Below are 24,553 nucleotides of genomic sequence, written 5' to 3' on the forward strand. Positions count from 1 at the left end.
TTATCCATGATGCAATGACCGCCTGACCCTACCGGCCATTTTTGGGCCAATTTTGTCATAAACGCAGTCACTAACTCGCATTGGGGCAAAGTAGGGCTAGATAGCAAATGGTGCCCACCCAGCGACACGCCGAGCGGACACACTTTTTGCCTATTAACCCACACTTTTGTCTATTAACCCATGAAACTCAGCGACCGCCCGCAACCACAGCGCGCAAAGCACGCGCTGCCTCTTCCGGATTTTCTGCCTCGGTCAGTGCGCGAACCACCACAATGCGCTCCGCACCAGCGGCGATAACTTCACCAGCGGTCTCGGCGTTGATACCGCCGATTGCCCACCATGGCTTGACGGGGTCACTTGCGCCGCGGTCGTGTGGGCGCACAATATCGGCCACGGAATCCTGGTGGGACTCCGCTGATCCCTGTGCCCGCACTCTCCGCACCAGTGCCGCAGCCTCACTGACCATCTCGACTCCGACGGGCTGACGGTCGGGCTTCGTCGGGGTGGCATAAACCGGACCGATTACCGCGTAATCGATGCCATCGTCGGCAAGTGAGGCGGCGAACATGTCCAGATTTCGGTTGGACCGGCCGATGAGAACCTCGGGGCCAACGATCTGGCGGGCCTGCTCGGTCGTGAGGTCTTCCTGGCCCACATGCAGAATGTCTGCGCCGGTCAGCGCGGCAATGTCGGCGCGGTCATTGACGGCGAAGAGCTTGCCGTGTTCAGCGGCGACCTCGGCGAGGGTCTCCACAGCGGCAATCTCGTCGCGGGTGTCGACTTTCTTGTCGCGCAGCTGGATGATGTCGGTGCCGCCTTCGTAACAGGCGTGCAGGAATTCACGCAGATCACCGCGGGATGCGCGCGAGTCGGTGCAGAGGTACAGGCGGGCGTCGGCAAGCAGGGCGCGTCGTGTTGTGCGAGTGGCAGCTGATGAGGCGTTCATGTCCCCATGTTAGGCGAGGTTGAGGATGCGGTGTCGTGACGGAGAGCCCGAAGTCATATGATGGGGGAGTACCACGTTCCGCGGGAGCCGTACTCGGTATCGATGAGATGCCGCTGGCTGAGAGGGCGAGTAACGCCGACCGCTTTTACCTGATGCGGGTTATGCCGCCGGAGGGAGGAATGGCAGTGGATGCTGCCGCTATGGGTGCTGCCTCGACAAGTGAGGGTGGCACAGGGGATACGTCGTCGAGCGTTGTTATCGCAGGCGCGGGCATTATCGGCTTGGCGACGGCATGGAGACTACTCCGCCAGGGATTCGATGTGACCGTCCTCGATGCCGAGCCCGTTTCCGGCGCAACCTTCGCCGCGGCTGGCATGCTGGCGCCGGTTGCCGAAGTCGTGTGGGATCAGCCGACGCTGTATCCGCTGATGGTGGAATCGGGCAAGCTCTACCGCGACTTTGCCCAGGCCATCGCCGAGGAATCGGGCCACGATGTTGGCTATATCGAGAATTCCACGTTTGTTTGTGCGGGCGATGCCGCTGACCGGCAGACACTCAGCGAGCTCGTTGAGCTGCAGCATGACATGGGCATGGAGATCAACCGCATCACCGCCACCGAGGCGCACCGGGCAGAACCGGCACTGGGGCCGGGCTGTGTTGGTGCGGTGGATATTCCGGGAGATCACCAGGTCAATCCGCGTCTGCTCGCCGAAGCGTTGCTGACCATTCTGGGAGACCGCGTCATCCGCACCCGCGCGGAAGAGGTTATTTACGCTTCCGATGCCGACCCCCGCCAAGCCATTGGGCTGCGCGGCACGGACGGAAATGACTACCTCGCCGATGAGGTCGTTCTGGCTGCGGGGCTGAACACCGCCGATATGGCCGGTCTGCCGGAGAATCTGAATCTGCCGCTGCGCCCGGTCTATGGAGATGTGCTGCGTCTGCGTGTACCGGAGCGCCTGCAGCCACTGGTCACTCGCACTATTCGCGGTGTGGTTCAGGGGCGTCCGGTTTATATCGTCCCGCGTGCCGACGGCACCGTCGTGCTCGGCGCAACCTCGCGTGAAGATGACCTGACCGGCGTCTCCGCCGAAGGAGTCCACCAGCTACTCCGCGACGCATACCGCCTGGTGCCCGGCATTCTCGACTGCGAAATCTACGAGATGACCGCCCGCGCCCGGCCTGGTTCCCCAGACGATGTCCCCATGATTGGTCGCGTGGCTCCAGGACTGACCGTGTCCACCGGCTACTTCCGTCACGGCATTCTGCTTACGGCCATCGGCTCCAAGCTCACGGCCGATGTCGTCGCAGGTCGGGAAACTGACAACGACCCGGCGCTTCTTTCCGCCGTCAATCCATTCCGCTTCAGCGATTAGAGGAGGCTCGCTTATGTCCACCACAACACTCAATGGCGAAGGCTACACACCGGCTGCGGGGGAGATGGTCGCAGATCTCGTCGCAAAGCACACGGGGCACGCGCTTAACGACGACGGCACTGCCGCGGACGGCACCCGCCTGGGAATCGCGGTAGCCGTGGATGGTGCGGTAATCCCGCGAGCCAAGTGGGCGAGCACGCCCGTGACAGGTGCAATCGACATCGTGACAGCAGTTCAGGGAGGCTAGAGATGACCGCGAATTCCGCACAAGCAAACATGTCCGCGCAGGAAAATGAAACTGGGGCGGCGAGCGGACTTACACGCGAACCGCTGCGCATTGGCGGGCTGGAGTTGAACTCCCGTCTGATTATGGGAACTGGCGGTGCGACCAGCATGGATACGCTGGAGCGCGCGCTGGTGGCTTCGGGCACCGAGCTGACTACGGTGGCGATGCGCCGCTTTACGCCCGGCACGAAGCAGAACGTTTTTGAGATTCTGCAGCGCAACAATATTGCGGCGCTGCCGAATACTGCGGGGTGCTATACCGCTCGTGACGCGGTGCTGACTGCGCAGTTGGCCCGCGAGGCGCTGGAGACCAATCTGCTAAAGCTCGAGGTCATCGCCGACGAGGACACGCTGCTGCCGGACCCGGTCGAGCTGGTTGCGGCAGCGGAGCAGTTGGTAGCTGACGACTTCGTCGTTTTCGCCTACACCAACGACGATCCGGCGCTGGCCAAGCGGCTGGAAGATCTGGGCTGTGCAGCTGTCATGCCGGCGGGCTCGCCGATTGGCACTGGTCTGGGCATTCTTAACCCACACAACATCGAGCTGATTGTGGACCGCGCGAATGTGCCCATCATCCTGGATGCGGGCATCGGTACCGCGTCTGAGGCAGCTCAGGCGATGGAGCTTGGCTGCGATGCAGTGCTGTTGGCATCCGCAGTGACCCGTGCACATGATCCGGTGGGCATGGCCACGGCGATGCGCTTCGGCGTTGAGGCAGGACTGACTGCTCGCGAGTCCGGCCGCATTCCACGGCGTCGACTAGCCCAGGCGAGCTCGTCGTTTGAGGGCATCATCACTGAGCGCGTCAGCGGCGCACGCGAGCAGGATTCTCTGTAATGGCTGAGCAGGGGGTCAATCTTTCGGACCGCGACCTGCGCCGGTACGCCCGGCACCTAACACTTCCGGGCTTTGGTGCCGAGGGGCAGCGAACTTTGCGAGCCTCCCGCGTCCTCGTCATCGGAGCTGGTGGCTTGGGATCGCCTGCGCTGTTGTACCTGGCCGGGGCAGGGGTCGGGCACATCACCATCATTGACGATGACGTGGTCGACGAGTCCAATCTTCAGCGCCAGGTCATTCACCGTGAGTCCGACATTGGTCGCCCGAAGGCCGAATCTGCCGCGGATGCCGTGCGGCGCCTTGACTCCGAGGCATCGGTGACCGCAATCGTCGGCAGGTTAAGCGTCGACAATGCTGAGGAGCTCTTCGCCACTCACGATGTAGTGCTCGACGGCGCGGACAATTTCGCCACCCGCTATCTGTCTTCCGATGCTGCGGAGCTGACCGGAACCCCGCTGGTCTGGGCCACAATCCTGCAGTTTGCAGGGCAACTGTCTGTGTTCTGGCCGGGCTGCGGTCCCATGCTTCGCGATCTCTACCCCGACATCCCCGACCCCGGCTCCGTGCCGTCGTGCGCCGCAGGTGGGGTTCTCGGCGCAATGGTCGGTCAGATTGGTTCCATGATGGTCGTCGAAGCAATCAAGGTGCTCACCGGTGTCGGCAAGGCCGCCGTCGGCAAGCTCGTGCTTATCGACGCTTTGGAGGCAACCACCCGCACACTGTCCTTTGCAACCGACCCGGAGCGCGAACCCGTTTCCGACCTGACCGAAATTGCGCAGGTGTGCGCAGCATCGTGGTCGGAAAATGAAGACGGCGCGGAGCAGAATGTGCGCAGCGTTGGTCCTCATGCAGTGCGTGAGCTTCTCGCCGAGGGCGTGCCTCTTATCGATGTACGCGAGCCCGAAGAGTATGCAGAGGCCGCCATTGCCGGATCGGTGCTTGTACCGCTCGGCGAAATTCGCAGCCGTAGGTGGGCTGCGATTCGCGAAGCGTGGGCTGAGCGGAACCTCCAGCCGAACTCCCCACGAGTTGTCATTCACTGCCACTCGGGTGCCCGTTCGCAGCAGGCAATTGAGCTGCTGGCTGGTGAGGTCGAGACTGATGGTGCCACGCCGGAGCTCATCAACTTGGACGGAGGTATTGTGGCCTGGCAGGCTGCGGGGCAGGAGACCGTCGTAAAGCGTGGTGGAACGCACTAATTAGCAGCTACCGCCATGCCCAGTTGAACAGTGTGCTTACGCCTGTGGCTTCAGTGTCGTCGACCACAACTCGGTGCCACGGGTGGTGAGCAAACGGACAGTCATCTCACGCGAGTCGCCGTCAATGTCGACTTCACCGAAGTGTTGGAAATCCTGCGTGGGGTCGGCGTTGGCGTTGTCCTTACCCGGAGCGTGGACGTATTCCACCTTCGGCCCGAAGGTCGGATCCATTTCGTTGGGGCCGAAAGCGCCCGCGTGGAGAGGACCGGAGACGAATTCCCAGAAGGGCGCGAAGTCAGTGAACTGTGCGCGCTCGGGGCTGTAGTGGTGAGCCGCGGTGTAGTGCACATCGGCGGTGAGCCAAACGACATTTGAAACATCTTTAATGGCGCTGAGCAGGCGAGCGATTTCACGCTCACGGCCTGCAGGCGTACCGGCGGCACCATTGGATACGCTTTCTTGGTCACCATCGTCGCCGTCGGGGACAATGATTCCAAGCGGTAGGTCATTGGCAATAATCTTCCACGTCGCGCGGGAGTCCTTGAGGGAGTCGATTAACCAGTTTGTCTGCTTTTCGCCAAGGATTGGTTCTTCGGTTGTCGAGCGCGGATTATTGGAAGTGTTTTCTCCCTTGTAGCTGCGCATATCCAGGATGAAGATGTCTAGCAAAGGGCCGTAGGAAACCTTGCGGTATACGCGCCCATCAACAGCCATTTGCTGATCAAGTGGCTGCCACTCATGGAAAGCCTGGTAGGCGCGCTTGGCCAGGGTGTTGACATCGCGCTCGGTATAGCGATCATCGTCTAGGACTTCGTTGGGGTACCAGTTGTTGACTGTTTCGTGGTCATCCCACTGGACCAGCTGCGGAACCTGCGCATTGAAGGCCAAGTAGTTCTTGTCCATGAGGTTGTAGGAGTACTGGCCGCGATAATCCTCGAGGGTTTCAGCAACTTTGGATTTGGCCGGAGTGACATGGTTGTGCCACACAGTGCCGTCGGAAAGCGTGACGGATTCCTCCAGCGGACCGTCGGCGTAGCAGGTGTCGCCTGAGTGAATGAATAGGTCTGGATTGCGCTCCAGCATGGTGGAAAAGCCGGTGTAGCCACCGATCTCGTCGTTAATTCCCCAACCCTGTCCTGCGACATCGCCGGACCAGTGCAGGCGGATGTTGGATGCGCGGTTGGGGGCAGTACGGAAGGTGCCGATAACGGGATCAGAGCAGATTCCAGTATCTGCCTCTTCGAGCGTGACACGATAGAAGATTTCCTGCCCCGGTTCGAGACCGACGACACGTAGACGTCCGGTGCCGTCAGTGTCTGGAGTTAACAGAGAGTTACTGCGGAATACCTTGGCATTCTGGAAGCTCTCAGTTGCAGCAGTTTCAACCACCATATGGGCGGGGCGGTCTGAGCGAGCCCAAATCAATGCGCCGTCGCCGCGGATATCGCCACTTGCAACGCCGTGGGTGAGCTGTGGCCGAGAACGCAGTAACCCTGGGGAGGCCAGTGACGGCGAACCCGGTGTAGCTGAAGCCGCAGCTCTAGAGGCATGAGCGAGCGTGACTGAAGTGGCAAGTGCGGTGGATGCGCCTAAACGTAGAGCGCTGCGACGGGAAAGCTGCATGGAGTCGAACGATAGGTTTTCCACTTTGACGTTCAGTTAAACCAGCGTGAACTCGAAGGAAAAAGTCGCAATTACAGAACAAAGGCTTAGTTATTGAGAATGACTGGGCTTCCTTTTGTAACGTAGATAACCGACTTGGGAGGAATGTGTCTTCCGAGCTGTCTTTTCTGAGACAAACAATCTAGAAGTGAAAGGCGCTGACCCCGATAATGGGATCTACACAAACGCCACAAGTAAAAACGCAAGAAAAGAAGTCGGGCGGTTTTCTTAAGAACCTGCCGACCGACCCGTTGATCTTCACGACGGCGATGGGTTTCATTGTCCTCTTTGTGGCAGTGACCATAGCGCTGGGGGATACCGCTCGGGATGCCTACTCGGCCGCTTCCGATTGGGTTACGTCTAACATGGGCTGGCTGTTCATCGGTGGTGTCTCGGCAAGCTTTATCTTCCTCATCGGCTTGTTTGTGTCCCGCTACGGACGCATCCAGCTTGGCGATGATGACGAAGAGCCCGAATACACCATCGCCGAGTGGTTCGGCATGCTCTTCGCCGGTGGTACTGGCTCCATGCTGATGTTCTGGGGCGTGGCTGAACCGCTCAACCACGCTTACAACCCGCCGTTCGGTCAAGAGCCGATGAGCCGCGAAGCTCAGAACACTGCGATGGCATTTACCATCTACCACCTGGGTATTCACATGTGGGTCATCATGGCGCTGCCGGGGCTCGCGCTGGGGTACTTCATTTACAAGCGTCACCTGCCGCCGCGCGTCTCCTCCATCTTCGCGCCGCTGCTCGGTGCCCGCATTTACTCATGGCCGGGCAAGCTTATCGACGCCGTCGCCATCATCGGTACGGTTGTCGGTATCGCGGTATCGGTGGGCATGGGTGCGCTGCAGATTAACTCCGGTGCTGCTCGTGTAATCGGTACCCCGGAAAACTCGATGGTGCAGCTCATTCTGATTGCCATCATTATTGTGATTGCCTCGATTTCCGTGGCTCGCGGGCTGGACAAGGGCATTAAGGTGTTGTCCAATGCCAATATTTGGGCCGCCATGGGATTGATGGTCTTCGTGCTGCTGATGGGCCCGACTTTGACGCTGCTGCGCCAGACCGTCGATACGGCGGGTGTCTACTTGGATGCGCTGCCGCGCGTCATGTTCTGGACTGACTCCTACGACGTCAACCCGAATTGGAAGCAGGGTGCCTGGACGGTCTTCTACTGGGCCTGGACAATCTGCTGGTCGCCATTTGTGGGCATGTTCATCGCGCGTATTTCCCGTGGACGTACAGTCCGCCAGTTCATTGCCGGTGTGATTGCACTGCCGACAATCGTGTCGATTCTGTGGTTCTCCATCTTCGGTCGTGCAGGTTTTGAACTGGAAAACGAGCAGCCAGGAATTCTGACTGAACCAGTTGTCGAAGGCGGAGACCCCTCACCGGCACTCTTTATTCTGTTGGAGCAGTACCCGCTGACAACGCTTGTCAGCGTGTTTGCACTCTTTGTGATCATGATCTTCTTCGTCACCTCCATCGACTCGGCTTCGATGGTCATGGACATGATGTCCACCGGTGAGGAAAACAAGGCTCCGACCTTCTACCGAGTCCTGTGGGGCATCATGATTGGTGCTGTGGCAGCTTCTCTGCTGCTGATTTCTGGTGAAACTGCACTGGAAGCGCTGCAATCCGCGGTGATTGTCATTGGTGTGCCGTTCTTCTTCCTCCACTTCATCATGATGTACTCCCTGGTCAAGGGCATGAGCGATGACCATATGGCCGTGCGCAAGCCGGTCACGCGACAGTGGAGCAAGACCGACACTCCGGAGAAGCTGGAGAAGCACGAAGCAGCGCCCGCGCCGGGCTACGACGAAGAGGGCAACGAACTCCCGCGCTTTGAATACACCCACGATGAAGACGGACGTTTGGTTATTCAGTCCGATGTGGTCGTTGAAGGTGAGTTTGAGTCTGGCGAAAAGTCGGAATCGGAGGGGCCAGAGGAGTCGGGGACCAAGTCTGAGTCGTAGGAGAGTGCGGTCGCAGTAGTGCCCGGCACTTGTGGCCACGCTATTCACCTATCGATGCACTGGAGCCTGTCCATCAGTGAGTAGCTCATCGATAGGAGCGAAGCAAAGCCAACGAAGAAAACGCCGCCCGGCGGAAACCAAAAGTAGTTTCCGTGGGCGGCGTCGCTGTATTCGTCGTAAAGCGAATGCGGCGTAAAGCCGTGATCAGCTTTACTCGTGGGTGCCTCGGAGGTCCTTGTAGTCCTCGTCGTGCCAATCCACGTTGGCCTGGTCCTTGGTGGTGACACCGACGTCGGGCTGTTGCGGGACCTTCGCAATGATGTTGCGGCGGGCACGACCGGCGCGGAGCTGGCTTTCGATGCGTTCGGCAAGGTTGGCCAGACCGAAGTTGATAGCAATCAGAATGATCGCCACGACGACCAGCGCTGGGATCATGGCGCCGTAGTACTCGCCAAGCTGGCGACCAGAGCGGACAACCTCGACGTAGCCAATCATGTAACCCAGCGCGGAGTCCTTCAGCGCAATGACCATCTGCGAGATAATCGCCGGCAACATGGCGGCGACTGCCTGCGGCAGCAAAATGGTGACCATCGTCTGGCGGTGGGAAAGACCCAGCGCAATCGCGGCTTCTCGCTGGCCCTTTGGCAGCGACTCGATGCCGGAGCGCAGTGTCTCGCCAATCACAGATCCGTTGTACATGGTCAGACCAAACACAACAGCGGCAAAGCCGAGGTAATTCGACGGGAACAGCTGCCAGATGGCGAACACCGAGTAGGCAAACAGCATGAGCACCAGCACCGGGATGGCGCGGAAAAACTCGACAATCACCGAGCACAGCCAGCGCACCGGCGCGACCGGGCTCAGCCTGCCGACGCCCAGGAGAGCGCCAATCACCAGCGACAGAATAATAGAGACGACAGCCGCGACAATGGTGCTGACCAGGCCGGGCAGTATGTATGTGGTCCAGGTTGTGGATTCGAGGAAGAACGACCACTTATTGGCCTCGAACTGGCCCTTGTCGGCCAATTTCATTCCCACCCAGGCGATGAACGCAACGGTGATTGCGGCCACGATCCAGGTGAGAATTCGGTTGAAGCGCTGAGCCTTGGGGCCTGGCGCGTCGTAAAGAACTGTTGCGCGAGTAGCCATTAGCGCTTCACCGCCCATCGCTTGCCAGCCCAGCCGAAGAACAGACCGGTCGGCAGAGTCAGAATAATAAAGCCGACAGCGATGATGCCGAAGATAATCAGGATATCGCTGGCGTAGTTTTCGGTCATGGTCTTCATCAGCAGCGACGCTTCAGCCACACCGATGACCGAAGCAATCGTGGTGTTCTTCGTCAGTGCAATCAGGGTATTGCCGAGCGGCACGATAGCGCCGCGGAATGCCTGCGGGAAGATGATGTAGCGGAAGCTCTGGCCGAAGCTTAGCCCCAGGGAGCGGGCGGCTTCGGCCTGCCCGAATGGCACAGTATTAATACCGGCACGCAGGGACTCCGCGACAAAGCACGAGGTGTAGGCAACAAACGCCAGCACCGCCAGGCGGAAGTTCTGCTTGACAATAAAGGAGTCATTCTCCGCAGCCAGCAGCAGGCCCAAGTTGTAGTAGAGGCCCATCGAGGCCAACAGGACAATCAACGTCAGCGGCGTATTGCGGACGATGTTGATGTACCAGGTCGACAGGGTACGCAGGATTCCCACGGGGCTCACGCGCATAGCGGTGAGAAGCGTGCCAAAGATCAGGGAACCAATTGCCGAGGCAATCGTCAGTTTGATGGTTACCCAGAAAGCCGGAAGCAGTTCCGGCCCCATTTCACTCCATAGTTCTGGATTCATTGTTTGCTCGCACCCCTTCCTACTTCTTCTCTACGAACGACAAATCGCCGATTGCCGGCTTGTCGTCGAGCTCGAACTTGTCGCCCAAGTGCTTCTTCAGGATCTTCTGCAGTTCACCGGTGTCGTACAGCGATTCCAGCGCCTCGTTGATGGCCTCACGGCTGGCATCATCGCCCTTGGGCAGGCCGATGCCGTAGTACTCGTTGGTCCAGTAGGAGCCATCGGGGTTGCGCAGCTCGACCACGCGGAAGTCATCGCCGAAGCGCTCCTTGTAGCGCTGGGCGAAGCCCGCGAGAATAGTCGCATCGGTGGTCACAGCATCGACCACGCCCTGCTTCACACCTTCGGCGCATGCGGCGTAAGTATCGAACTCCTGTAGCTGCACCTCCGGCAGAGCGTCCTTGACCTTCTGCGCTGGGGTGGAACCGGAAACAGAGCACAGGCGAGTGCCCGGGGCGACGTCGTCAAGCCCCTGGATGCCCTCGGAACCGCGCACCAACAGTGCCTGGTGCGTGACCAGGTACGGGCCGGCGAAGTCAACCGCCGCCAGGCGGCCAGCGTTGATGGAGTAGGTGGCGGCGATCATGTTGACCTCGCCGTTATTGATCAGCGTCTCGCGCTGAGCGGACGGGGTCTCGCGCCACTCCATCTCGGGCACGTCCCAACCGTTCTTGTTGGCGATGTACTCAATGACGTAGCGGGAGACATCAGTATCGACGCCCGCGAACTCGCGATCCGGGGTGCGCTCACCGAGACCCGGCTGGTCATACTTCGTGCCCAACGTCACGTGCCCAGACTCGATATCGGCCAGCAGGTTTCGGGGTCCGCCGCTACCGCAGGCCGCGAGGCTCATTGTCGTGGCAACAGCTACGACAGCCGCCGCAACTCGCTTGCCGACGACGCCTCGGCGGCCCCGGTTGCGACTGCGTCCCTGGCCTCCTCGTAATAGTGAAAACTTCATGGTGACCAGCCTCGCCTAGTGCCCGACGATCTTGGCCAAGAAGTCCTTGGCGCGATCGCTCTGCGGGTTGGTGAAGAAGGTCTCCGGGTCGGTGTCTTCGACAATCGCACCGTCGGCCATGAACAGGATGCGGTCGGCTACGCGGCGGGCGAAGCTCATCTCGTGGGTGACGCAGACCATGGTCATGCCGCCGTTGGCCAGGTCGGTCATGACATCGAGGACCTCGTTAATCATTTCCGGGTCGAGCGCGGAGGTGGGCTCGTCGAAAAGCATGACCTTCGGGTCCATGGCCAGGGCGCGGGCGATGGCGACGCGCTGCTGCTGGCCGCCGGAGAGCTGGGCCGGGTACTTGTCGGCCTGTTCCGCAATGCCGACACGGGCGAGCAGCTTGTCCGCACGCTCGCGGGCCTCGGCTTTGGAGATCTTGCGGACCTTCAGCGGGGCCAGCGTGACGTTGTCCCGAATGGTCATGTGGCTGAAGAGGTTGAACTGCTGGAAAACCATGCCAACCTCAGCCCGCAGACGGGTGAGTTCCTTACCTTCTTCTGGGAGAAGCTTGCCGTTGATGCGAATTTCGCCGCTGTCGATGGTTTCCAGGCGGTTGATGGTTCGACACAGTGTGGATTTACCAGAGCCGGAGGGGCCGAGGATAACTACGACCTGACCAGCTGGGATTTCCAGGTTGATGTCGCGCAAAGCGTGGTAATCGCCGTAGTGCTTGTTCACCCCGGCAATCGAAATCATGCTCTGTGGTGTGGATGATTCAGTCATGGGGGAAAGTATAGGTGACTCACCGCACATAACCGCTATCGGTGTTCCTTGTCCGATATTCACCTGTGAAAAGTGACTGCACACCAATTAATAGTGGCTGCACACCAATTAGTTCTGAATATTTACGTGATGGCGCTGCGCAACAGGCTTGCGGCCATGTACGAACCAGTAGAAAACGGCCGCGAGAACCACTACAACCGCCAGGCCTGCGTACATCTTGTCGAAGCCAATCGTGGCAGCTACCGAGCCCAACACGATTGGGCCAAGGCCGATGCCTGCGTCGACAAGCAAGAGCAGCGTCGAGATACCCGTGCCCAACTTGTGCGCCGGCGCCAGGTGCACGGAGATGGTCTGGCACGCCGGCATCAGCGTGCCGTAGCCCAGGCCGCAGAGCGCGCCAGCGGCGATGACGTGCCAGTCAGCGGTTGCGAACGCCAGAACAAGCAGTGAGATGGTGAAGCACACCAGGCCGATGGCAATTACCGGGTTGTCGCCGCGGCGATCCTGTAGGCGTCCCAGCGAGAAGCGTGCTGCCATCATCGCCACCGCATAGGCGATGAAGAAGAAGCTGGCGCCCCTAGCCAGGCCGCTCAGCTGAGAGTATCGGTTCAAAAATGTAATCACGCCCGCATACGCCAGGCCGATGAGCAGCATGAATAGGCCGATCGGCACCACTCGCGGCGTCATGATGTCATCGAAGGAAAATGTGCGCTTCGTTTCGCTTGCCGACGAATCCTCGGTGGCCTCGGCTTTGGTTGCCGCAGTGGTGGGCCCGTTGTGTTGTGGCAGAACGAGTGCCAGCACCAGTCCGACAATGGACAGGCCGAGGGCTGTGGCAAAGAGGACGCTGTAGCCGACTGAGCCAATAAAGGCTAGGCCGAGAGCTGGGCCAATCGCGGTGGCCAGGGTGGTGCCGAGCGAGATATAGCCAGTTCCCTCTGCGCGGCGCGAAGCCGGAATAGCGGTCTGGGCGGCGGCCATCACGGCGGTGGAAGCTAATGCGTAGGTCAGGCCGTGGATGATGCGGATTGCAATCAGGACTGGCAGGGATGCGGCCCAAATGTAGGCGGCACAGGCTGCCACGATGACAGCGAGCGAGCCAAGCATGATTCTGCGACCACCGAAGGTGTCCACTAAGTAGCCGGAAAAGAGACGCGCGATGGTGGCGCCGACCACGAAAGAACTGGCAGCGAAGCCACCGGCGGCATCTGAGGCGGAGAAGCGCTGGACGGCGTAGAGCGCCATGACTGTGATTGAAAGGTAGAACACCAGGTACATGCTGAAGTTAATCAGCCAGCTGATGATGAACGCGGGGGAGAAGAGCCTGTCTTGCCCGTGCTGCTCGTCCTGCTTGTACTGTCTGCGCCTCTTCTGCGTGGTCGTATGCGTTGTCATGCTGAAAATACGGTCTCTTTTCTCGTTTGAAAACGATCGTGGAATTAGTGCTGTGGCAAAACTGCTTCCCGGCATTTGTATCGTGCAAAAATGCAGTTAGGGGTCGAATTATAACAATTGGTTTGTATGATGCAAACGCGCTTTTTCGGCCTTAACCCCATCCGCGGCGCGCTAGAATAGGAGCTGTTCAGCAAACAGATACATCTCGCAGGCCCATTAAAGGGCCGACATATAGGCGACAAGAGGATTGACTGCCATCGTGCGAAACGACGACCTAGCCGCGCTCGTTTACGAGAACATGCTGCTATCCCGGGTGAGCTCCAGCGGCTACCGACCACATCGCAAGGACATCCTGTTGGATCGCTCCGCCGCAGCACTACTGGCACGACTGGAAGCGCAGCCGGATATGACGGTCGCCGAGCTTTCCGATGCGCTGGGGCTGGACATTTCTACGGTGCACCGCCAGCTGGCCGCCGCCATGCGGCAGGGGTATATCGCGAAGAGACCCGCGCCGTCGTCAAGCGCGAAGGTGCATAGCGCGACCGACAAGGGGCTAGAGCTGCTGCACCGGGAAATCGAGGCGCGTAAGAAAACCGTCGATGACATTACGCATGACTGGGAGGACTCGGAGCTCGTGGAGTTCGTGCGATTGATGCGCAAATTCAACGAAGGCGTGGAAGAAATGCGTGGTCATCCATGGCCTAGATAACCGCGGATGCCGTGGTCATGGAATACTTGAGGGCGTGGCTGAGAAAAAGAAGATTGCAAACGTCCTTGCTAACCGATACGCCTCTGCGACTCTGGCGGAGTTGTGGAGCCCTGAGTACAAGATCATCCTCGAGCGCAAGCTCTGGATTGCAGTTTTGAAGGCCCAGGTCGCCCGCGGAATTGAGGTTCCGGAGGGCACTATCGAGGCGTATGAGAAGGTCATCGACCAGGTTGACCTCGACTCCATCGCCGCCCGTGAGCGTATTACTCGCCACGATGTGAAGGCCCGCATTGAAGAGTTCTGCGACCTGGCTGGCACCGAGCACATTCACAAGGGAATGACCTCGCGTGACCTGACTGAAAACGTCGAGCAGCTGCAGGTTCTGCAGTCGCTGAAGGTCGTGCGTGACAAGGCCGTTGCCGTTGCCGCCCGCACTGCTGAGAAGGCCTCCGAGTACCAGTCGCTGGTCATGGCGGGTCGTTCCCACAACGTCGCCGCGCAGGCAACTACTTTGGGCAAGCGCTTCGCCTCCGCTGCGGACGAGATGCTGCTGGGGATCGAGCGCGTAGAAGACCTGATCTCCCGCTACCCGCTGCGCGGCATCAAGGGCCCGATGGGCACCGCCCAGGACATGCTGGATCTGCTTGACGGTGACGAGTCCGCACTGGCCTCCCTGGAAAACGAAATCGCTGAAGGCCTCGGCTTCGACCGCGTCTTTGACTCCGTCGGTCAGGTTTACCCGCGCACCCTCGACTTCGACGCTCTGTCCGCGCTGGTCGAGCTCGGCGCAGGGCCGGCATCGCTGGCCACCACCATCCGCCTGATGGCCGGTAATGAGACCGTCACCGAGGGGTTCAAGGAAGGCCAGGTTGGCTCATCCGCCATGCCGCACAAGATGAACGCCCGCTCCTGTGAGCGCGTCCACGGTTTCCAGGTCATTCTGCGCGGCTACATGACCATGCTCTCCGAATACGCCGGTACTCAGTGGAACGAAGGCGACGTTTCTTGCTCCGTGGTCCGCCGCGTTGCGCTGCCGGATGCCTTCTTCGCCATGGACGGCATGTTTGAAACCTTCCTCACCGTCCTGTCCGAGTTCGGTGCATTCCCGGCCATGATTGACCGTGAGCTGGAGCGCTACCTGCCGTTCCTCGCCTCCACCAAGATCCTCATGGCAGCTGTCCGCGCTGGTATGGGCCGCGAGGAAGCCCACGAGATTATCAAGGAGCACGCCGTCGCCACCGCACTGGATATGCGCGAAAAGGGCGCCGAGCAGAATCTCACTGAACGTCTCGCTGCAGATGAGCGTTTCCCGCTGGATGCCGCAGGGCTTGCCGACGCTCTGGCAGACCGTCACGCGTTCATCGGTGCCGCAGAATCGCAGGTTGACCGTGTAGTTGCACGTGTGCAGGCTGTCGTGGACAAGTACCCAGAGGCCGCGGCTTACAAGCCGGGCGAGATTCTGTAGCTCCACGTGCGTCACGCGCGAATCGCGAAACGCGAAACGCGAAACGCGCAAACGTAAGTACCTTTGAAAAACTCTGTCACGTTGGTGGCAGAGTTTTTCTTCGTTTGTTGGCGAAACCACCAGTGAGCAGCCAAGTTCCTCGGTACGATGAGCGATAAGTATCGAAACCTCTACGCGAAAGGTGCGCGACGTGACATCGGCTGTTAGGACTTCGCTTTCTCGCCCAGGTGCCACATTGAATGTGCTGCGCTGGGCCCCAGAAAATGACAAGGGCGCGCCCATTACTCCTAAGGGAGTGGTGCAGATTGTCCACGGCATGGTCGAGTACGCCAACCGCTACGCTAAATTCGCCGAGTACCTCGTATCTCAGGGCTATGCCGTCGTCGCGCACGACCATCGCGGCCACGGTATGACCAAGACGGATGCTGGCATCCCGGGCTACTTCGCTGACTACGGTGGCTGGAATCTAATTCTCGAAGACCTCCACGCAGTGCGCCAGTACGTTGATGCAGAATTCCCAGGCAGCAAGCACTATATTCTCGGCCACTCTATGGGGTCGCTTCTGACTCGTAACTACATCGCCAAGTACGGCGAGGGGCTTACCGGCGTCATTATCATGGGCACCGTGTCGTGGCCAGGAGCTAAGGGCGATGCGGGAATGAAGGTTGCAAACCTGCTGGCTAAAATTCGTCCTACCACGCCGGGTAAGCTGCTCAACACCCTCACCTTTGCTGATTACAACAAGGGCTTTGAGCGCCGCACTAAGTTTGATTGGCTCACCCGCGACCACAAGATTGTCGATGCTTATATTGCGGACGACAAGTGTGGTTTCGTTCCCACCAATGCCTTTTTCCGCGACCTTCTCGTCGGCACGCACTACGCGAATTCGTCTGAAGCCTATGAGAAAGCGCCTGATGATCTGCCACTTTTCGTGGTTTCCGGTGCCATTGATCCGGCGGGTGGCGCTGGCTGTGTGACTGAGGTCGTGGGTAAATACCTGAACGCGGGGAAGAAGGACGTGCGCTTTAAGGTCTACCCGGATGGTCGCCATGAAATTCTCAACGAGTTGAATAAGGAAGAGGTCTACGCCGACATTTTGGCGTGGTTGGAGTCCCGCTAAGGGGAGCTGGTTAATAGGCGAAAAGTGTGTCCGCTCGGCGTGTCGACCGGCGTGTTGACCGGCGCGACAGCGGGTGGGCGCCTTCGATACTTACCTCAATGCGAGTTACTGACTGCGTTTATGTCAGCGACGGCGGGTCAATCCGAGTTACTGACTGCGTTTATGTCAGAAATGGCCCGAAAAATGGCCTGAAAGTGTCATAAACTCGCACAGTTTCACATTTGCAGCCCGTAATTTTTTGGTGTCTGCCCAGTCATTATCTTGAGAATCAGACACACTTTTGTCGGGTAACGTTCTTTTTTACGCTTGAAGAAAAGGAACCGACCACATGATCAGAACAAAACAACTCTCGGCGGTCGTGCTCACCATTTCCATGTTGCTGGTGCTCGTAGGCTCTTTTGCGGGAATCACAGCAGGGCGTGCACAGGCGCAAGAGGCTGCGAGTACTATCTCGCCAACCATGGTGATCCTGGATGCTTCAGGGTCAATGCTTGCCGACGACGCGGGTGGCCAAACCCGAATGGAGGCAGCGAAGGACGCGACGAGTAAGTTCGCGGGATCTGTGTCAGAGGACTCCGAAATTGGGTTCATGGTCTACGGCACGGAAGTCGGCAATTCGCCGGAGGAGCGGGAAGCTGGCTGTCAGGACATCACCACGCTGCTGCCCGTGCAAGCTGGCAACTCGGCGAAGATTCCTGCTGAAGTAGGAAAGATCCAAGCCTCCGGCCACACCCCGATGGGGCCTGCGCTGCGTCAGGCTGCCGATGAGTTGCCGAAAGAAGGGCAACGTTCGATTGTGTTGGTCTCCGATGGTGAGGACACCTGTGCTCCGCCACCGGTGTGCGAGGTAGCCAAGGAACTCAAGCAGCAGGGCATTGATCTGGTCATCAACACAGTTGGTTTCCTCGTTGATGCGGGCGCACGTGCTGAACTGGAGTGCATTGCTGGGGCCACAGGCGGCGAGTACCTAGACGCCCAGGACTCCGATTCGCTGGCTGAGTCCATGAAGACGCTGGCGACCCGCACCGCACGCACCGCGCAGTCCAGCGCGCAAGAGATACAGGGCGGCGACGCTCCTACGAGCGCTACCCAGGTGCCTGCCGACGTGGAAACGTTCTCGACCAAGCTGCGGGAAAAGACTCCTGAGTCCGAGCGCAGCATCAGTAATCAGGAAGGCGACGGTGCTGAGTACTTCTCCGTCCCGGTCGCTGAGGGAGAGCGGCTTGCAATTAGTGCGGCCACGGTGCCGGGAGCGTCGTCAGGCGCGACTTTGATGGACCTAGATGTCCGCAACTTCGCGCTCACTATGCATTTGGACGACAGCAGTTGCTTCCTTGCCAATGATTTCGGCAATGGCATCATCGACTCCAATGGCCCCTTTTTCGCATCGATAACAACCAAGCAGTCCGGAGGAGCGGAGGGGGACTGTAAGTCGGGCAATATGGTGTTCTCCGTGGCCCGAAAAGGAGGCCCCTTCGAAGGTCAGGACATTCCTGCAGAAGTAACCATCAAGCGTTTCGCCAACGAAAACCTGACTGATGTGCCGGAGGCGTTCCCGTCCGACAAGGAGAGCTTGACCCCTCCGCCCGCGACACCGGAAGCGGATCAGGCTAAGAAGGTCACCCCAGGTTCGTGGTTCGATGACGCCACGGAACTTACTGCCGACAACATCAGCAGCGTCACGGCCGACATTGTTCCTGGTGAGACGCACGTGTACAAGATCAAGTCCGAGTATGGGCAGCAGCTCCGCGGCGCCGTCAAACTCATTGACGCCCCAGAAGCGGACAAGCTTGCACAGATCTCCGGCCTGGATATCAAGACGCTGAATTCGGCACGCCAGCTCGCCGGTAGCGAGGAAAACCGTCCGGTAAATGAACACCAGATCGGCGAAGAGACAACATTTGGTAACTCGGCCCGGATTAACTACCGCAATCGGATCGGCGAAGATGGTGAAAAGTCGGGCGATTACGAGGCTGAAAGAGCGTGGCTGGATGGTGACCAGTACATCGTTGTCTTCTTCAACAACAGTTGGGGCGCCGGTAAATTCCACGATGTCGCGGATGTTCAAAACGTCCCGGTGACTTACCAGCTGACCACGGAGTTGGTCGGCGAGAAGATCCCGGGCCCAGCTTTTGAACAGGTCGCGCACAAGTCGCCAAGTAGCGAGGCCCAGACTAGTAGCCAGCAGAATCCGAAGGGCACCGAAGAAAACGAGGATGAAGGCTCTTCCAACATGATGTGGTTCTCTATTGGTGCAGTTCTGTTAGCTGTCGTCGTCGGCGCGGCAATCGCGTTGACTCGTAGGTAACGCTAGAGCGTCCAGTACACGCCGAATCGATCGGGCTTGACGACGGCTTCCGTGCCCTCGGCAACCTCAGCGCCTGTTAGGCCAAGCGCTTGGCAGGCGCTTTCGACCTCCTCGGCAGAATCGCTGGAGAGGCGCATCGCCACACCGTCGCCGAAGGTGAAAGTGTGCATGCCCGGCGAGTCGAGCGTCATGAAATTCTCTGACCCGAAAAGTTGGTTGTATACCTCGGTGGCGGCGGCAGCCTGTGGTTCGTCGCCTGTCCACATGAAGTAGGGAATAACGGCGGGATTCGCTGTCTTTGCGGCAGCGTCCGTGCTTGCAGCCCCGCTGGTTAAGGAATTAATCATCAGTTGCCAGTTGACCCCATTGCCGTCTACCAACCAGCCAAAGAGCGGCGAGAAATCGTAGCTGGTCAGGGGCATGAGCGTAGCACCACCGCTGATGGTTTCATCACCCGCCATCAGATGCTCCCACAGTCTGCGCAGCTGGTTTTCCTGACCAGGGGCAAATCGCACCAAAAAAGACACAGCGGGGGTTAATCGGCGGTTCCCGTCCTCAATGAGCTCGAAGTCCATCCCACCGATGGTGAGCGTGGTGGAGTTGGGCTTGATGTTGGAGTGAAAACCTTCGGCGTAAAACCGCGCAGCGGCGCGAGGGTCGTCGTTAAGCGCGATCACGGCCGAAATAGAAACAGTCATGAAAATGAGCCTAACGACGAGCGCTTAACCGCGCAGAGAACGCAGCGTTTGATCCTAGTCAGTGAAGAATCTTCATACGGTGATATCCCCAGTAACGCTGCGCTGATTAGGGGATTTCAGTTAGTGGCGTGGGCTCTGCTCGCGAACTAGGTCTGCAAATCTGTTGATGTAGTCGCGAACAAAGTCCTCAGTGCTTGACGACGTGAATTCTCCTTGTTCGTCAATGAGTGTTGGCGATTGTCCCAGGAAGACCTCTGGCTGACCGAGCATCGGCATGTCGAAGTACGACAGCGCGAGTCGCAAGTTCTTCTGAGAGCTATAACCTCCCATACGGCCGACGGAGTGGCTGATAATTCCCGCGGGCAGGTTCTTCCATGCCACATCACCGTTGGGCTTAGATCCGATGTCAACGGCATTCTTCAGAGCTGCAGGAATTGTGCGGTTGTTTTCTGGGGTGACAAATAGGATGCCATCGCTGGCTTTAATGGTTTCCCGGAAACTGGTGTATTCCGCGGGAGTCGCAATATCGGACACTGCGGGGTCGTCGTAGTCGAAGTTGTAGAGAGGGAGGTCACGAATCTCGACGATGTCGACTTTGAAGTCATCGGGGAAGTACGTGGCTGCCTTGAGTGCAATCTTTCGTGCATAGGAGGCTCGACGCAAGCTTCCTACCAGGATAGAAATCTGTGCAGTCATGCGAATGTTCCTTTCTTAGGATGTATGGGGAAAGACGCGGGTTTAGAAATCCCAGTCTTCGTCTGCGGTGTCTTCGGCTTTTCCGATGACATATGCGGAGCCGGAACCGGAGAAAAAGTCGTGGTTTTCATCTGATCCCGGGGTGAGGGCGGCGAGAATCTCGGGTTTGAAAGCGGTCTCATCATGGTTAAACCGCTGCGGATATCCCAAGTTCATAAGCGCTTTGTTGGCGTTGTATCGAATGAAGTTGGCAACGTCGTCGTAAAGCCCGAGTGGCTCGTATAGAGCTTCGGAGTACCTCAGTTCGAGCTGGTATAGCTCGTCGAGAAGCTCGAAGACGAAAGCCTTCATCTGCGTTTGCGTGGTGGCGTCGTAGGTTTCTACGCCGCGCTGGAATTTGTAGCCGGAGTAATAGCCGTGCACAGCTTTGTCACGCAGGATCAGGCGCACCATGTCGGCGGTGTTGGTCAGGATGCCTCGTGATGCGAAGTGCAGCGGGAGGTAGAAACCGGCGTAAAGCGAGAAAGACGAAAGAAGCGTTGCTGCCGCCTTTCGCTTGAGTGGAACGGCACCGTAATAGTGTTTGAGCACAGCTTTTGAACGTGCCTGCAGGATGTCATTGCCGACTGCCCATTGGTAGGCAGCGTCGATGTCAGGGGTATTGGACAGCGTTGAAAAAACTGAAGAATAGGACTTTGCATGCACTGCTTGCATGAAAGCGATGTTGGTATAGACCGCCTCTTCATGTTCAGTGCGGGCATCTTGAATTTGGGAAATCTCTCCGACAGACGCCTGCACTGTGTCGAGCATGGTCAGTCCTGTGAAGACCTTCATAGTCAGCTCGCGTTCTAGATCGGTGAGACGCCGCCAGTCTGCAAGGTCATTGGACAGCGGGACTTTCTCAGGCAGCCAAAAATTTGCTGTTAGGCGATTCCACACTTCGAGATCTTTGTCATCTTGCACTCGGTTCCAGTTGATTGGCCGAAGGCGTGCAGATGGGTCTTTCCGAAAAGACGGTGGCGTAGTTGAATAGCTGTAGATGTTCAAGAAGTAGCACTCCTCCAGAATTTTTCCAGGCCCTCTCGGACGTTCTCCACATCGTGGTCTGTCCCCAGTAGCTCGTAGTGATACAGCTCCGGGACCTGGCATTTTGCAGAAATGATGGCTCCGGCTATGCAATAGTCGGTGCCGAAATTCGTGTTTCCCGAGGTGATGACACCGCGGATGAAACTCCTATTGGTTTCGTCGTTGAGAAAAGCGATGACTTGCTTGGGTACTGCGCGGCGACGACATCCGCCGCCATAAGTCGGTGTAATCAGGACAAATGGTCTGCAGACGCGAATCATTCCGTCTTTTCGCGGATGTAACGGGATGCGTGCTGCGGGTTGAGCAAGCTTTTGGACGAACCGGTGAGTGTTTTCAGAGGCACTGGAGAAGTACACGATTCTGGGTGACTCCTCCAGTGGGAGTTCCGTGAAAGTCAGCGGCGTCTTCGAGGATGAAGACACTCAATTACCTCCTGTGTTCAATGGGTTGAACAATAACGTACAGGAGTGAACGTGGTGTCAACAAGGTGCTGCTTACGTAAGACTGAACGTGCTTAGTAATGCAATTGAGAAGTAAAGCCGCGGCTCTGTATTAACGGCAGAAAAATCCAGCAGTTGATCTTTTTTCAAGGCGAGAAAGATAGCGGGGCTGGCAGCGGGGGTGTCTCCCCAACGAGGGGAGGTAGATTCCAGAGGCCTCTCAGCGGAGCCAAACAGGGCAAACAAAAAGGCCGCGCTTTGGAATGAACCAGTCAACGAGATGACTGGGTTTCCAAAGTGCGGCCTTTTCTACAGCGCTTAGCATCAATGCGTTATGGAATAACTACAGATGCATAGCGAAATCCACTACTTCAGTGGGCGAACACTTCCGGTGAAGTGCGGACGCTTCTTCTTGCGGTCCCATGCGACGATTTTGACTGCGCGGCCAATGTTGGAGCTGCCATCAGTCAGATCGTGTGCGGCACCCGCGCCGTCACCGGTGTGGGTGAGGGCGACATTGATCGTGGTCGGCAGAACGACTGGTGCCCCGAAGGAAATCTGGAACTCGTATGGCTGACCCGGCAGAACCTGCGCCTCAGCCAGCGCGCGGGAGGCGGTGTACATGCCGTGTGCAATTGCTGCCGGCATACCCAGGGCCTTGGCGGAGACAGAGGTGATGTGAATCGGGTTCCAGTCACCGGAAACCTTGGCCCACTGGCGGCCAGTGTTGCCAGCTAGCTTCCACTGAGCGGTGGGGAAGGGAACCTTGAACTGCTCGCGTTTGATGGTCTCGGCGCCGGACTTGATGGCCTCACGCTGTGCCTGGACCTCTTCGAAGCCCTCGGCATCCTTCAGGCGAACGCCCTTGGCCAGATACACCGACTGCTCCTCGACCAAGGTGGCGCCGGATGTGGACGATGTAACAGTTGACTCCAGAACAACCTCAGTGCCCGAGCGGTGAGCGCGGAATGCGGCAACCTTCACCGCGATATCAACTTTGCCACCGAGTGTGACAGGCGAGATTTCGCGGTAGGTGTTCTCGGTGTGGACCAGGCCCATCATCGGCAGCGGGAAATCATCCGCAGCCATTAGCTCCATCTGGATGGGCATGATTAGGGCGTGGATGTGGCCGAAGAAAGCCTGTTCAGACTTCGGGGCGCCAACGACGTCGCGGAAGTCCTGGTCACGGTCGGCATCGACAGTGACGCCCTTGACCACTAGTTCATCGACCTTGATTTCGGTGGAGTTCGGGCGTTTCTTCGCCGAACCAGCAGCTGCCTTGGCGTAGAGCGGAACCAGATTGGGAATGGCATCCAGGGTCTTAGCCATAAGTTTTCCTCTTTCCTCCTTATCGGGAGCCTATGCGGAAGCCGCGACTTCGCTTAGGCGCCGACGATGTTCTGACCGCAGACGCGCAGGACGTGACCATTGACGCCGAGAGCGCGGTCGGAGACCAGGAAGGCGATTGCCTGGGCGACATCGCCCGGCTGGCCACCCTGCTGCAGCGAGTTCACGCGTCGAGCAACCTGGCGGTTGACGAACGGAATAGCAGCGGTCATGTCGGTCTCGATGAAGCCCGGAGCAACAGCGTTGATGTTGCCGCCGCGCTTAGCGAACTCCTCAGCGTAAGCCTCGACCATTGCGATAACGCCGGCCTTAGAGGTGGCGTAGTTGGTCTGACCGCGGTTACCTGCGATACCGGAGGTGGAAGCCATGGTGGCAATACGCGGAGCCTTCTCGAAGGCCTTGTGGTTCAGCAGCTGCTCGTTCATTTTCAGCTGAGACTCGATGTTGACGGCGATGACCGAGCCCCACTTGGCGTCGTCCATGTTGGCGAACATCTTGTCGCGGGTGATGCCTGCATTGTGGATGACGATGTCCAGGCGGCCGTAGCGAGCTACAGCGGCATCTGCAATGGCGTTGCCGGCGTCGTCGGCAGTGATGTCCTGCTGCAGAGCCAGGCCACCGAGCTCGTTGGCAACCTTGGACAGAGCCTCGCCAGCCTGCGGAACGTCGATGACGATGACCTCTGCGCCGTCAGCCTTGAGCTGGCGAGCGATAGCGGCACCGATACCACGGGCGGAACCGGTGACAGCGGCAACCTTGCCAGCCAGCGGCTTATCCCAGTCGGCCGGGATCTCACCAGCGTCGGAGGTGACGCGGAGGAACTGGCCGTCGATGAAGGCCGAGCGGCCGGAGAGGAAGAAGTGCAGGGAGGAAATCACGGACGGTGCGGTGACCGAGACACCCGGAGCAACGAGGATACCGTTGGCGGTGGAGCCGCCACGAACCTCGTGGCCGAGGGAGCGAATCAGGCCCTCGATACCACCGGCGACAGCGTTCTCAGCGATCTCGGCCGGGGTTGCGTTGTGGTGAGCATCCTTGGCGCGGGAGACGGTGACGATGCGGCCACCCTTGTCCAGCTTGCGCATGTGCTTTGCAGCAGCGAGCACTGGGCCCTGCAGCTCTGCCGGACGCTTGGCCTCAGTGGCGACGAGGACAATGGCACCAATCTTGTCGTCAGCGGCGGTGCCACGACGGACCTGCAGGCCCCACTCAGCCAGCTGGGCTGCAACTGCGTCTGCATCTGCACCCTCGCCGGTGACGAGCACCTTGTCGTTGTTCAGCAGCGGACCGCCCGGCTTGTGGCGGCGCAGGAACGGTGGCTGCGGCAGGCCAGCGGCCTTAGCCAGTCCAGTGAGCGGACCACCGTTGACGAGTTCCTGGTACTTATCGGTCATGGAAAATTCTCCTTGAAAGTAAAAGTGTCTTTATCGGTGGT

23 protein-coding genes and 1 riboswitch are annotated in these 24,553 nt (G+C 58.8%); of the genes, 10 read left to right on the forward strand and 13 right to left on the reverse strand.

Annotated elements, in window-relative coordinates:
• Positions 1-187: 187 nt before the first annotated feature.
• Positions 188-946 carry a thiamine phosphate synthase gene (locus tag HMPREF3053_RS05610; protein ID WP_070767407.1) on the reverse strand — a complete coding sequence of 253 codons (759 nt, stop codon included), beginning with the start codon at positions 944-946 and terminating at the stop codon, positions 188-190.
• A gap of 70 nt (positions 947-1,016) precedes the next feature.
• Positions 1,017-1,139, forward strand: a riboswitch (TPP riboswitch).
• A 7-nt stretch (positions 1,140-1,146) separates the two neighbouring features.
• On the opposite strand from HMPREF3053_RS05610, the gene thiO reads away from it, so the two are divergent.
• From thiO to HMPREF3053_RS05630, 4 genes are read left to right on the forward strand one after another with little or no spacing between them, the layout of a single operon-like run.
• Complete coding sequence (thiO, locus tag HMPREF3053_RS05615; protein WP_070767418.1) at positions 1,147-2,322, forward strand: glycine oxidase ThiO; 1,176 nt, start codon at positions 1,147-1,149, stop codon at positions 2,320-2,322.
• A gap of 13 nt (positions 2,323-2,335) precedes the next feature.
• The gene (thiS, locus tag HMPREF3053_RS05620) at positions 2,336-2,569 is read left to right on the forward strand and encodes a sulfur carrier protein ThiS (protein WP_049172154.1); all 234 of its coding nucleotides are present in this window, start codon (positions 2,336-2,338) and stop codon (positions 2,567-2,569) included.
• 29 nt (positions 2,570-2,598) lie between these two features.
• Positions 2,599-3,444, forward strand: coding sequence for a thiazole synthase (locus HMPREF3053_RS05625; protein ID WP_049172170.1), 846 nt, complete (start codon positions 2,599-2,601; stop codon positions 3,442-3,444).
• Positions 3,444-4,643 carry a ThiF family adenylyltransferase gene (locus HMPREF3053_RS05630; protein WP_049172156.1) on the forward strand — a complete coding sequence of 400 codons (1,200 nt, stop codon included), beginning with the start codon at positions 3,444-3,446 and terminating at the stop codon, positions 4,641-4,643. The genes HMPREF3053_RS05625 and HMPREF3053_RS05630 overlap by 1 nt, the downstream gene beginning before the upstream one ends.
• A 36-nt stretch (positions 4,644-4,679) precedes the next feature.
• Here HMPREF3053_RS05630 and HMPREF3053_RS05635 read toward each other — a convergent pair whose 3' ends face one another.
• Positions 4,680-6,266: an alkaline phosphatase D family protein gene (locus HMPREF3053_RS05635; protein ID WP_070595804.1), complete on the reverse strand. Its 1,587-nt coding sequence runs from the start codon at positions 6,264-6,266 to the stop codon at positions 4,680-4,682.
• A 209-nt stretch (positions 6,267-6,475) separates the two neighbouring features.
• Between HMPREF3053_RS05635 and HMPREF3053_RS05640 the strand changes: the two genes are divergently transcribed.
• Positions 6,476-8,287, forward strand: a complete 1,812-nt coding sequence (locus HMPREF3053_RS05640; RefSeq protein WP_070767408.1) for a BCCT family transporter — start codon at positions 6,476-6,478, stop codon at positions 8,285-8,287.
• Positions 8,288-8,497: 210 nt separating this feature from the next.
• Here the strand turns inward: HMPREF3053_RS05640 and HMPREF3053_RS05645 are convergent, their stop codons facing one another.
• The 3 genes from HMPREF3053_RS05645 to HMPREF3053_RS05655 are packed head-to-tail and all read right to left on the reverse strand — an operon-like array spanning position 8,498 to position 10,975.
• Positions 8,498-9,436, reverse strand: a complete 939-nt coding sequence (locus HMPREF3053_RS05645) for an amino acid ABC transporter permease (RefSeq protein ID WP_070767419.1) — start codon at positions 9,434-9,436, stop codon at positions 8,498-8,500.
• A complete protein-coding gene (locus tag HMPREF3053_RS05650; RefSeq protein ID WP_048733083.1) occupies positions 9,436-10,122 on the reverse strand; it encodes an amino acid ABC transporter permease in 687 nt (228 codons plus the stop codon). Before HMPREF3053_RS05650 ends, HMPREF3053_RS05645 begins: the two co-directional genes overlap by 1 nt.
• A 19-nt stretch (positions 10,123-10,141) precedes the next feature.
• The gene (locus HMPREF3053_RS05655; protein ID WP_246819382.1) at positions 10,142-10,975 is read right to left on the reverse strand and encodes a glutamate ABC transporter substrate-binding protein; all 834 of its coding nucleotides are present in this window, start codon (positions 10,973-10,975) and stop codon (positions 10,142-10,144) included.
• Here HMPREF3053_RS05655 and HMPREF3053_RS11205 point away from each other — a divergent pair.
• Positions 10,910-11,068: a hypothetical protein gene (locus HMPREF3053_RS11205; RefSeq protein WP_246819383.1), complete on the forward strand. Its 159-nt coding sequence runs from the start codon at positions 10,910-10,912 to the stop codon at positions 11,066-11,068. The genes HMPREF3053_RS05655 and HMPREF3053_RS11205 overlap by 66 nt on opposite strands.
• Before the next feature lie 30 nt (positions 11,069-11,098).
• Here the strand turns inward: HMPREF3053_RS11205 and HMPREF3053_RS05660 are convergent, their stop codons facing one another.
• Both HMPREF3053_RS05660 and HMPREF3053_RS05665 read right to left on the reverse strand, forming a co-directional pair.
• Positions 11,099-11,827, reverse strand: a complete 729-nt coding sequence (locus tag HMPREF3053_RS05660; protein WP_070767410.1) for an amino acid ABC transporter ATP-binding protein — start codon at positions 11,825-11,827, stop codon at positions 11,099-11,101.
• A gap of 135 nt (positions 11,828-11,962) precedes the next feature.
• Positions 11,963-13,249, reverse strand: a complete 1,287-nt coding sequence (locus tag HMPREF3053_RS05665) for an MFS transporter (RefSeq protein ID WP_070767411.1) — start codon at positions 13,247-13,249, stop codon at positions 11,963-11,965.
• Between the two features lie 259 nt (positions 13,250-13,508).
• Between HMPREF3053_RS05665 and HMPREF3053_RS05670 the strand changes: the two genes are divergently transcribed.
• The 4 genes from HMPREF3053_RS05670 (at position 13,509) to HMPREF3053_RS05685 (ending at position 18,851) form a co-directional block, all read left to right on the forward strand.
• Positions 13,509-13,958: a MarR family winged helix-turn-helix transcriptional regulator gene (locus HMPREF3053_RS05670; RefSeq protein WP_038626519.1), complete on the forward strand. Its 450-nt coding sequence runs from the start codon at positions 13,509-13,511 to the stop codon at positions 13,956-13,958.
• Positions 13,959-13,992: 34 nt separating this feature from the next.
• Complete coding sequence (gene purB, locus HMPREF3053_RS05675) at positions 13,993-15,423, forward strand: adenylosuccinate lyase (RefSeq protein WP_070767412.1); 1,431 nt, start codon at positions 13,993-13,995, stop codon at positions 15,421-15,423.
• A gap of 190 nt (positions 15,424-15,613) precedes the next feature.
• The gene (locus HMPREF3053_RS05680; RefSeq protein ID WP_070767413.1) at positions 15,614-16,543 is read left to right on the forward strand and encodes an alpha/beta fold hydrolase; all 930 of its coding nucleotides are present in this window, start codon (positions 15,614-15,616) and stop codon (positions 16,541-16,543) included.
• A gap of 328 nt (positions 16,544-16,871) precedes the next feature.
• Positions 16,872-18,851, forward strand: coding sequence for a vWA domain-containing protein (locus HMPREF3053_RS05685; RefSeq protein ID WP_070767414.1), 1,980 nt, complete (start codon positions 16,872-16,874; stop codon positions 18,849-18,851).
• A gap of 2 nt (positions 18,852-18,853) precedes the next feature.
• Here HMPREF3053_RS05685 and HMPREF3053_RS05690 read toward each other — a convergent pair whose 3' ends face one another.
• The 6 genes from HMPREF3053_RS05690 to HMPREF3053_RS05715 form a co-directional block, all read right to left on the reverse strand.
• Positions 18,854-19,549 (reverse strand): VOC family protein, encoded by a 696-nt coding sequence (locus tag HMPREF3053_RS05690; RefSeq protein WP_070767415.1) that lies wholly within the window; start codon positions 19,547-19,549, stop codon positions 18,854-18,856.
• A gap of 120 nt (positions 19,550-19,669) precedes the next feature.
• Positions 19,670-20,245 (reverse strand): NADPH-dependent FMN reductase, encoded by a 576-nt coding sequence (locus HMPREF3053_RS05695; protein ID WP_016421405.1) that lies wholly within the window; start codon positions 20,243-20,245, stop codon positions 19,670-19,672.
• Between the two features lie 42 nt (positions 20,246-20,287).
• Positions 20,288-21,292, reverse strand: coding sequence for a class 1b ribonucleoside-diphosphate reductase subunit beta (gene nrdF, locus HMPREF3053_RS05700; RefSeq protein WP_080969595.1), 1,005 nt, complete (start codon positions 21,290-21,292; stop codon positions 20,288-20,290).
• Complete coding sequence (gene nrdI / locus HMPREF3053_RS05705) at positions 21,289-21,753, reverse strand: class Ib ribonucleoside-diphosphate reductase assembly flavoprotein NrdI (protein ID WP_048732089.1); 465 nt, start codon at positions 21,751-21,753, stop codon at positions 21,289-21,291. The genes nrdF and nrdI overlap by 4 nt, the downstream gene beginning before the upstream one ends.
• Positions 21,754-22,137: 384 nt before the next feature.
• A complete protein-coding gene (locus HMPREF3053_RS05710; RefSeq protein WP_048732091.1) occupies positions 22,138-23,100 on the reverse strand; it encodes a MaoC/PaaZ C-terminal domain-containing protein in 963 nt (320 codons plus the stop codon).
• Between the two features lie 53 nt (positions 23,101-23,153).
• Positions 23,154-24,512 carry a 3-oxoacyl-ACP reductase gene (locus tag HMPREF3053_RS05715; protein WP_048732093.1) on the reverse strand — a complete coding sequence of 453 codons (1,359 nt, stop codon included), beginning with the start codon at positions 24,510-24,512 and terminating at the stop codon, positions 23,154-23,156.
• Positions 24,513-24,553 lie beyond the last annotated feature (41 nt).

Source organism: Corynebacterium sp. HMSC064E07, assembly GCF_001815745.1.
GTDB lineage: Bacteria > Actinomycetota > Actinomycetes > Mycobacteriales > Mycobacteriaceae > Corynebacterium > Corynebacterium jeikeium_D.